The 8,966-nt window shown below is 39.0% G+C and carries 7 protein-coding genes; 5 read left to right on the forward strand and 2 right to left on the reverse strand.

Translation table 11 applies throughout. The features are described 5' to 3' along the window. Positions 1–416 precede the first annotated feature (416 nt). The gene (locus HUN22_RS13125) at positions 417–1,775 is read left to right on the forward strand and encodes a dicarboxylate/amino acid:cation symporter (RefSeq protein WP_174730149.1); all 1,359 of its coding nucleotides are present in this window, start codon (positions 417–419) and stop codon (positions 1,773–1,775) included. Between the two features lie 164 nt (positions 1,776–1,939). After that, positions 1,940–3,085: an acyl-CoA dehydrogenase family protein gene (locus tag HUN22_RS13130; RefSeq protein WP_017386519.1), complete on the forward strand. Its 1,146-nt coding sequence runs from the start codon at positions 1,940–1,942 to the stop codon at positions 3,083–3,085. A 51-nt stretch (positions 3,086–3,136) separates the two neighbouring features. On the opposite strand, the gene HUN22_RS13135 is transcribed toward HUN22_RS13130, so the two are convergent. Both HUN22_RS13135 and HUN22_RS13140 read right to left on the reverse strand, forming a co-directional pair. Next, a complete protein-coding gene (locus HUN22_RS13135) occupies positions 3,137–3,763 on the reverse strand; it encodes a hypothetical protein (protein WP_174730152.1) in 627 nt (208 codons plus the stop codon). Between the two features lie 103 nt (positions 3,764–3,866). Beyond that, positions 3,867–4,796: an alpha/beta hydrolase gene (locus HUN22_RS13140; RefSeq protein ID WP_174730155.1), complete on the reverse strand. Its 930-nt coding sequence runs from the start codon at positions 4,794–4,796 to the stop codon at positions 3,867–3,869. Between the two features lie 184 nt (positions 4,797–4,980). Here HUN22_RS13140 and pheA point away from each other — a divergent pair, with 184 nt between their 5' ends. From pheA to HUN22_RS13155, 3 genes are all read left to right on the forward strand, one after another. Beyond that, on the forward strand, positions 4,981–6,090 hold the full coding sequence (gene pheA, locus HUN22_RS13145) for a prephenate dehydratase (protein ID WP_002049199.1): 1,110 nt from the start codon (positions 4,981–4,983) through the stop codon (positions 6,088–6,090). Between the two features lie 108 nt (positions 6,091–6,198). Next, positions 6,199–8,445 (forward strand): bifunctional prephenate dehydrogenase/3-phosphoshikimate 1-carboxyvinyltransferase, encoded by a 2,247-nt coding sequence (locus HUN22_RS13150; RefSeq protein WP_174730158.1) that lies wholly within the window; start codon positions 6,199–6,201, stop codon positions 8,443–8,445. 127 nt (positions 8,446–8,572) lie between these two features. Then, positions 8,573–8,956 (forward strand): hypothetical protein, encoded by a 384-nt coding sequence (locus HUN22_RS13155; RefSeq protein WP_174730161.1) that lies wholly within the window; start codon positions 8,573–8,575, stop codon positions 8,954–8,956. Positions 8,957–8,966: the final 10 nt, after the last annotated feature.

An 8,966-nucleotide genomic window follows, 5' to 3' on the forward strand; every position in this document is an offset into this window, starting at 1 on the left:
GCTGAAAAAATATCAAAAGTGTTTCTCATACTAAAGTCTTAGGGCTGCCTGAGTGTTTTTTATGCGTATTAGCCAAAAAATTAACCGAATCGTTATTTAATTCGAGTAAACTTTCTCGTGCTTTTTTGAGCACTCATATCATAATTTTCTGTGATTCTCCTATATCTTCAGCTTTTTATTGAAAAAGTAAGAGGTTATTTCTAGCTACTCAAAGTGGTTAGAAACTTCAGGTATTCTCCTGTTTTAGAAAACAGCAATTTTGTTTTCATTGAGGTAGTAGGAAGGTTTTTTGTTCACAAAAAACCATTTTCCTTTTGCGGTGTTAATGTGAAAGGTTAGGGCTGTGTATTCGTAAAGAATAGACGTTTCATTTTGGTATTTCCAACGGACTTGGAAATATAGATTGAAGTAAAGTTATGGCTAAAAAACCGATTTATAAATCACTTTATTTTCAGGTGATTATTGCGATTATTGCGGGTATCTTGGTAGGGCATTTTTCTCCAAGCTCAACGCAAATTGTCAATGGTGTCGAACAGCATATTCCGGGGTTAGGTGAAAAACTCAAGCCATTAGGTGATGCCTTTATTCGTTTGATCAAGATGATCATTGCTCCAGTTATTTTCTGTACCGTGGTAAGCGGTATTGCTGGCATGGAAAGCATGAAGTCAGTCGGAAAAACTGGCGGCGTTGCGTTATTATATTTTGAAATCGTTTCAACAATTGCACTTCTAATTGGCCTTGTTGTAATTAACATTGCTAAACCGGGTGTAGGGATGAATATTGACCCTACCACTCTTGATACTTCGGGCATTCAAAAATACGTCAGTTCTGGTGAGTCACAATCTACCATTGATTTCTTGATGCACATCATCCCTGATACGGTGGTTGGCGCATTTGCAAATGGTGAAATCTTACAAGTCCTTCTTTTTGCAATTCTCTTTGGTTTTGCTTTACATAAGTTAGGTGATGCAGGACGCCCAGTTTTAAAATTTATTGATCAAGTTGCGCACGTGTTCTTTAACATTGTGAATATGGTCATGAAATTGGCTCCGATTGGTGCATTCGGTGCAATGGCATTCACTATCGGTAAATATGGCGTTGGTTCACTCGTACAATTAGGGCAGCTCATTATCTGCTTCTATATTACGTGCTTACTCTTTATCTTCTTAATCTTGGGTACAATCAGCCGTATTAGTGGATTCAGTATCCTTAAGATGATTCGCCTGATTCGTGAAGAGTTATTAATTGTACTTGGTACATCTTCTTCTGAATCTGTTTTGCCTCGCATGTTACGTAAACTTGAAATTGCAGGTTGTGAAAAGTCTGTCGTTGGTTTAGTGATTCCAACAGGTTATTCATTTAACCTAGATGGAACGTCAATTTATTTGACTATGGCAGCAATCTTTATTGCTCAGGCAACGAATACTCAGCTTGATATTCAACATCAGATCACTTTGTTATTAGTACTCTTAATCTCATCTAAAGGTGCGGCGGGGGTAACAGGCTCTGGCTTTATTGTTATGGCAGCAACGTTGTCTGCTGTTGGACATATCCCAGTTGCAGGTTTGGCATTAATTTTAGGTATCGACCGTTTCATGTCAGAAGCACGTGCATTAACTAATCTTGTTGGTAACTCATTAGCAACGATTGTTGTTGCAAAATGGGTCGGTGCTTTAGATAAAGATAAGCTGAATGATGCTTTAAATAATCCAGATGAAGTCGACAGAAAAATGATGGAACAAAAAACTCCTCAAGTCGCTGAAGGTCTAGATTAATTCAAATAAACCTATAAAAAGAAAGGAAGCTTTGGCTTCCTTTTTTATTGGCTGACTGAAAAGTACAGTTTTAATGAGCAGCTATGTCATGACAGCAGCTTAAAAAATGATTAGCATGCACAGCAATGAGATTCGATAAAACAATAAAGCTGAAGGAAAATATTATGTTGGCATACGATGCAGATTTAGAATTATTCCGTGATAATTTTAAACGTTTTATGAATGAGCATATTGCTCCACATTATGATCAATGGGAACGCGAAGGCATTATGCCACGCTCTGTCTGGAATCAACTGGGCGAAAATGGCTTTTTATGTGTGGATGTGCCAGAAGAATATGGTGGTTACGGTGTACCAACCTATTATTCATTAATGTTAGTTGAAGAGTCTGCACGTGCTGGTTTTTGTGCATTATCAACAGCGATTTCTTGCCATTCTGAAATTGCTGCTCCGTATATTTTGCACATCGGGACAGAAGAGCAAAAACAATACTGGTTGCCGAAAATGGTAACAGGTGAAGTGGTTGGTGCAATCGGTATGACGGAACCAGGAGCGGGTTCAGATTTACAATCAATGCGTACTAGCGCCATTTTGCAAGACGACCATTATTTATTAAATGGCTCAAAAACCTTTATTTCAAATGGACAGCATGCTGATCTTGTTGTACTTGCAGTGAAAACTGATCCTCAAGCGCGTGCAAAAGGCGTGTCATTATTATTGGCAGATACTCATCTGGAAGGCTTTAAAAAAGGCACAAATCTAGACAAAATTGGCCTACATTCTCAAGACACATCTGAGCTATTTTTTGACAATGTTAAGGTTCCTAAAAACCAGTTACTCGGTCAAGCTGGGCAGGGTTTTGCTTACTTAATGCAAGAGTTACCACGTGAGCGTACCGCTATTGCATCTACTGCAATTGGTGCTATTCGTGGTGCAATTGATTTGGCAACTGCTTATGTAAAAGAACGTCATGCATTTGGCCAACCCATTTCACAGTTTCAAAATACTCGTTTTGTTTTAGCACAAGCAAAAATTGATGAGCTTGCTACAGCGGCTTTTTATGAGAGAAATGTTGCTCTATATCAAGAAGGCAAGCTAGATGTTGAGACAGCTGCGGCACTTAAAAGCTTCAGCACTGACATGCAAATGAAAGTCGCCGATAATTTGCTGCAACTCTTTGGTGGTTATGGTTATATGACTGAATATCCAATTTCACGTTTCTTTGTAGATGCCCGTATCCAACGTATTTACGGTGGTACAAATGAAATTATGAAAGAAATCGTAGCACGTGGATTAATTGGCAAAGCCTAATTAAGCAGATTAAAAACAGCCTGTCTTAGAACAGGCTGTTTTTGTTTTTAACTATTTAGTCTTCTGTTGAATGACAGGATAGTTTTGTTGTTTCGGTAATTGCTGTAATGCATGATTCATCTTTCTTAAAAACTCATCTGCTTCATCTTGACGAAATGAATCTTCGGTGTATTCACTACGTTCTTGAAAGACCACACCACAACCCCTTATTTCCATATTTTCAGGATTAAATGACCAGTCATTTGGATTCTTTAAGTTAATGTTTAAATCACTTTCACAGCTTTTCCATAAACGTAAAAATTCATTTGATAATTCTGTTTTAAATCCTCGTGCTGGATAGACGGAAAATCCTTTCATTTCGGGATTAGAAAACTGTATAAACTTGTCTACTGGCATGCCACCCCAAACGATTGCCGTATTTTCTGGTAATGCGATAGCTGTTAAATTTTTCTCTTTTAAGGCATGTGTTTGCTGAAATTCCTGCCTAAAATGTTGTGACTTGTAGGTGAGTTTAGTCTGGGCTGGAATTGGCACACCACGAACTTGATTGCTGGCAGTCGTCATATAGTATGGAGAGGGATCTGTACCATTGCATCCTGCAATTATTGGGCAACCACCACAAGCTGTTAAAGTGAAACTGGTGAAGCTAAGTAGGCTTAAGACAATAATTTTATTCATTCTATTTTACTGTTGTTATGGCATCTTTAGACAGTATAGCTAATCTGGACATTGAGACGAGCTCAACTTTTAAAAATCGAGTAAGTTTTTATTGAGCTGTTTTCTATTTCTGCTCATCAAATAAAGATTTACAGCTTTCTAGAGTTTGACATGAAGCAAACATAAGTGCTTTGGGTAGACTTGCATACAAATTTGTAATGTGTTGCTCAGCAGGGTTATAAAAATGCCAATAACTAAATTGATCTGAACGTTTATTTTCCAGAGCTTTAAAGAAATCTGTTTCGTTAAATTTATTATCAAGTTGAGTACGAGGCCCGCCTTGCTCATGTGTACCGACTGTGGTCAAAAGCATCGGAGAATTACTTTGTTTTTGATTTTGCCAATGATTTAACTTTTGAAATAACATGCCTTGATCAAACCAAAGAGAAGGGCTTGCAGCAAAGTAACGCTGGAATGCATTAGGCTTTTGAAAAAAATGATAAAGAACCAACAAGCCTCCAAAAGAATGCCCATATAGACTCTGTTGTTGACTATTAACTGGAAACTGTTGTGCAATTGCAGGCTTGAGTTCATCATTTAAGAAATTGATGAACTTGTCAGCACCACCATATTTATATTTACCTTGTGCATGGAATTCGGCGGAAGGTTTTGGTGTGTAATCATAAGCACGTTTTTGCACATCAAAGGTTTTTTGCTGAGGATAACCAACCGCTACGATCATGAGCGGATCTAGTCCTAATTTGGTAGAACCAGCGCCAATCGACTGAGCAATATTGGCAGCACTTGGAAAAGTGGCATTCCCATCTAAAATATAAAGTACAGGATAGCCATGTTGTGGAGGGGCAACGGGCGGTTTATAAATTTGAATAAGATAATCATGACCTGTATGTTGAGATTTAATTTGAAATTGTGCCTGATTATTTTGAAAAACGATTTTTGATTGATTTTGTACAGACGTTTGAGCCAAAACAGAACAGCTTATTAAAGTACTTAATAAAAAACTTAAAGATAAAAAGAAAAATGACTTATGCATAATGGGGAAGAATAAAATTTATTATGCAAATAATAAATGAAAATCATTATCAAATAAAGTGATCAAAGAAATGTGCGCAAAAAGGTTAATGAAAAAAGCTCTTACAGCCATATTGCCTAACAAATCAAAGCAGACTATTGTTATACTCTCGTTTAAAAGATGATTTTACTGAGGCTGCATTCTAATGATCAACGATGATCAAAACAAAACGACTTCTCTTAGTTTGGAACAAATTCGCGAAGATATTGATAGTGTAGATCAACAGATTCAAGAATTATTAAATCGCCGCGCAAGCCTTGCCGAAGCTGTTGCAAAAGCTAAATTTGCTTCCGAAGAGAATCCTTTGTTTTATCGTCCTGAACGTGAAGCACAAGTCTTACGTAAAGTTATGGAACGCAATCAAGGGCCTTTGTCTGATGTCACTATGGCGCGTTTGTTCCGTGAAATTATGTCTGCTTGTCTTGCTTTAGAAGCTCCGCAAAGTATCGCATTTTTAGGGCCAGAAGGGACTTTCACTCAATCAGCTGTGCTTAAACACTTTGGTAAAGATGCTGTTGTTCGTCCATTACCAACTATTGATGAAGTGTTCCGTGAAGTAGAAGCGGGTAGTGCACATTACGGGGTGGTGCCAGTTGAAAACTCATCTGAAGGTATTGTGAACCATACTTTAGATTGTTTTAAAACATCGAATTTAAATGTGATTGGTGAAGTTGAATTACGTATTCATCATCAATTCCTAGTCTCTGAAAATACACGTAAAGACAGTATTAAACAGATTTATGCACACCAACAAACTTTGGCTCAATGTCGCCAGTGGTTAGACGCGCATTATCCGGGTGTTGAACGTGTTGCCTTAAACTCAAATGCAGAAGCTGCACGCCGTATTCGTAATGAATGGCATTCAGCAGCGATTGCTTCAGATATTGCAGCAGGCATGTACAACCTTGAAATCTTGCATAGCAATATTGAAGATAATCCGGAAAATACCACTCGTTTCTTAGTGATTGGTCGTGAAAAAATTCCACAAAGTGGCAATGACAAAACATCGTTATTAATTTCAGCACATGACCGTGCAGGTGCTTTATTAGAAATTTTAGCACCGTTTGCAAAACATAATATTAGCTTAACAAGTATTGAAACCCGTCCAGCATTACCTGAAAAATGGGCCTATGTATTCTTTATCGATTTAGAAGGCCATATCGATCAAGAAAATGTTGCTGCAGCAATCAATGATATTCGTCCAATGGTAAAAGAGCTTCGTATTTTAGGTTCTTATCCTGCTGCCGTTCTCTAATTACTCATGTTGGAATAATGACATGTATCAAAATGGCCATGTCATTATGCTTAAAAAACAAATTGCTCAAAGGTTTAAATCACTTTGAGCAAAAGCAAAGTTGAAGTTATGTCACAACCCCTATTTAAAAAAGTTGCATTTATTGGTTTAGGACTCATCGGGTCGAGTTTAGCTCGCGTTATTGTTGCCGAAAAGTTGGCTACAACTGTTGTGGCATCTACACGCTCACAGAAAACTTTAGAAGATGCAAAATCACTTGGCTTAATACAAGAAGGATTTTCTGATCCTGTTGAAGCCGTGAAAGGGGCCGATTTGGTTGTTTTAGCCTTGCCGGTGCGTGCCACTCAAAAAGTGCTTGAGCAAATTAAACCTTATTTGTTAGAAACCACGATCGTAACCGATGTGGGAAGTACAAAAGGTAATGTCGTTGAGGCAGCAAAAGCTATATTCGGTGAAGATTTACCAGCAGGTTTTGTACCGGGACATCCTATCGCTGGTAGTGAACACACGGGCGTTCATGCAGGCAAGGTCGATCTATTTGCAAATCACAAAGTGATTTTGACGCCATTACCAACAAGTGCAGAATGGGCAATTGATAAACTGATTCAACTTTGGTCAGCAGCCAAAGCTGAAGTGATTTGTATGGATGTTGCCAAGCATGATGAAGTTTTGGCGCATACCAGTCATTTACCGCACTTGATGGCATTTAATCTGGTCGAGCAACTTGCAAACCGTGAAGATAATCTTGATATTTTCCGTTATGCAGCAGGTGGTTTCCGTGATTTCTCACGGATTGCGGCTAGTGATCCCCAAATGTGGCATGACATTTTCTTTGCTAATAAAACAGCGATATTAAATGCTGTAGATGGCTTCGAGAAACAACTTACCGTACTTAGAAAATTGATTGAAAACGAAGATTCTCATGCATTAATGGGTTTACTCGGCCATGCTCAGGCAGCACGTCAGCATTTCAATCATATGTTAGCCAAAAAACCTTTAATGGAGAAAAATAAGGTGACACAGCAATTCAGTATCTTACCGGGAAATAAGGCTTTTAAAGGTAAATTTACCGTACCGGGTGACAAATCTGTGTCACATCGCTCCATTATGTTTGGTGCTATTGCCGAAGGCACTACCCATGTAACTGGCTTTCTTGAAGGTGAAGATGCTTTGGCAACTTTGCAAGCTTTCCGTGATATGGGCGTAAGCATTGAAGGCCCTAAAAATGGTGAAGTGACTATTCATGGTGTAGGCATGCATGGTTTAAAAGCGCCAGCAAGTGCCTTGTATATGGGTAACTCTGGAACGAGCATGCGTTTGCTTTCAGGCATGTTGTCAGCACAAAAATTTGATTCAGTGATGACTGGTGATGCGTCACTTTCTAAACGTCCAATGGAGCGTATTGCTAAACCATTACGTTTAATGGGTGCGCAAATCCAGACTACAGGTGAGAAAGGGACACCACCTGTCAGCATTACGGGTAGCCAGCAATTAAAAGGCATTCAATACGACTTGCCGATGGCGTCTGCTCAAGTGAAGTCGGGTATTTTACTTGCTGGTTTATGGGCTGAAGGTGAAACTTCGGTAACTGAGCCAGAACCAACTCGTGACCACACAGAGCGCATGCTTCGTGCATTTGGTTATGATGTTAAAACCGAAGGCAATAAGATTTCTCTTGTTGGTGGCGGAAAATTAGTAGGTACTGATATTCAGGTTCCATCTGATATTTCATCTGCTGCTTTCTTTATGGTGGGTGCTGCAATTACTGAAGGTGCAGATGTTGTGCTTGAGGCGGTAGGGATTAACCCAACCCGTACTGGCGTAATCGAAATTTTAAAACAGATGGGTGCTGACCTCACTGTTGAAAATGAACGTATTGCTGGTGGTGAACCTATTGCTGATATCCATATTAAAGGTTCACGCACGCTTAAAGGCATTCATATGCCTGAAGACCAAGTACCTTTAGCAATCGATGAATTCCCAGCTCTATTTATTGCGGCTGCTTGTGCTGAAGGCCAAACTGTACTCACTGGTGCAGCAGAGCTTCGCGTGAAAGAATCTGACCGTATTCAGGTTATGGCAGACGGCTTAAAAATCATGGGTATTGACTGTACGCCAACTGATGACGGCATCATTATCGAAGGCAAAGGTAAGTCAGGAGACTGGTCACCAATCTTTTCTGGTGGTGAAATCGAATCTCACCATGATCACCGTATTGCAATGAGCTTTAGTATGGCGGGGCTTCGTACTTCTGGTCCGATTACCATTCAAGGGACTGAAACCGTTGCAACAAGTTTCCCAACTTTCACTGAGTTGGCGAATCGTGCAGGCTTAACGATAGAAGTTAGCCAATAACTTTTAACCTAACACATTTTATAATTGCTAACACAATAGTAACGGCAGCAGCGGGCTAAAGGCTTGGCTGCTGTTTGTTTATTGCTTATGCTAAGCGTAGATAATGATAAAAGTGTTAGGACAAAGGATGAAAAAATTACAATTTATTGCCAGTTGCCCACAACATGGGGTGCTTGATCATCCACCAAATGAATGCCATATCACACAAGAATATGTAGCAGCTTTACTGTTTAAGCAATTGGGGCATTATGGTTTTGATGCGCAGCATATTGTGCATGAACATGAAAAAGTAGAAGTGAGTATTGATAATCATCTTTTGCCATTATCTATTACTTGCCAGAAAACAGACTATGATGGGCATTTGATGTGTGAAATCTCTGCCAATCCTGATGAAGAGCAAGACTGGTTTGAAAAGATTGAAACACAAAGTATTATTCGTCAACTTGCGCAGGCAGTTGAAAATAGTTTAAAAGCCGATCAGAGTTTTTCCCAATTTATTTGGAAGTCTTGATCAATTAAAT

Source organism: Acinetobacter lactucae, assembly GCF_013344765.1.
Classification (GTDB): Bacteria; Pseudomonadota; Gammaproteobacteria; order Pseudomonadales; family Moraxellaceae; genus Acinetobacter; species Acinetobacter lactucae_A.

Bases quoted from the DNA above. Each gene is read 5' to 3' on its own strand.
- HUN22_RS13155 (WP_174730161.1), top strand. From the start codon at position 8,573: ATGAAAAAATTACAATTTATTGCCAGTTGCCCACAACATGGGGTGCTT.
- HUN22_RS13125 (WP_174730149.1), top strand. From the start codon at position 417: ATGGCTAAAAAACCGATTTATAAATCACTTTATTTTCAGGTGATTATT.
- HUN22_RS13130 (WP_017386519.1), top strand. From the start codon at position 1,940: ATGTTGGCATACGATGCAGATTTAGAATTATTCCGTGATAATTTTAAA.
- HUN22_RS13140 (WP_174730155.1), bottom strand. From the start codon at position 4,796: ATGCATAAGTCATTTTTCTTTTTATCTTTAAGTTTTTTATTAAGTACT.
- HUN22_RS13150 (WP_174730158.1), top strand. From the start codon at position 6,199: ATGTCACAACCCCTATTTAAAAAAGTTGCATTTATTGGTTTAGGACTC.
- pheA (WP_002049199.1), top strand. From the start codon at position 4,981: ATGATCAACGATGATCAAAACAAAACGACTTCTCTTAGTTTGGAACAA.
- HUN22_RS13135 (WP_174730152.1), bottom strand. From the start codon at position 3,763: ATGAATAAAATTATTGTCTTAAGCCTACTTAGCTTCACCAGTTTCACT.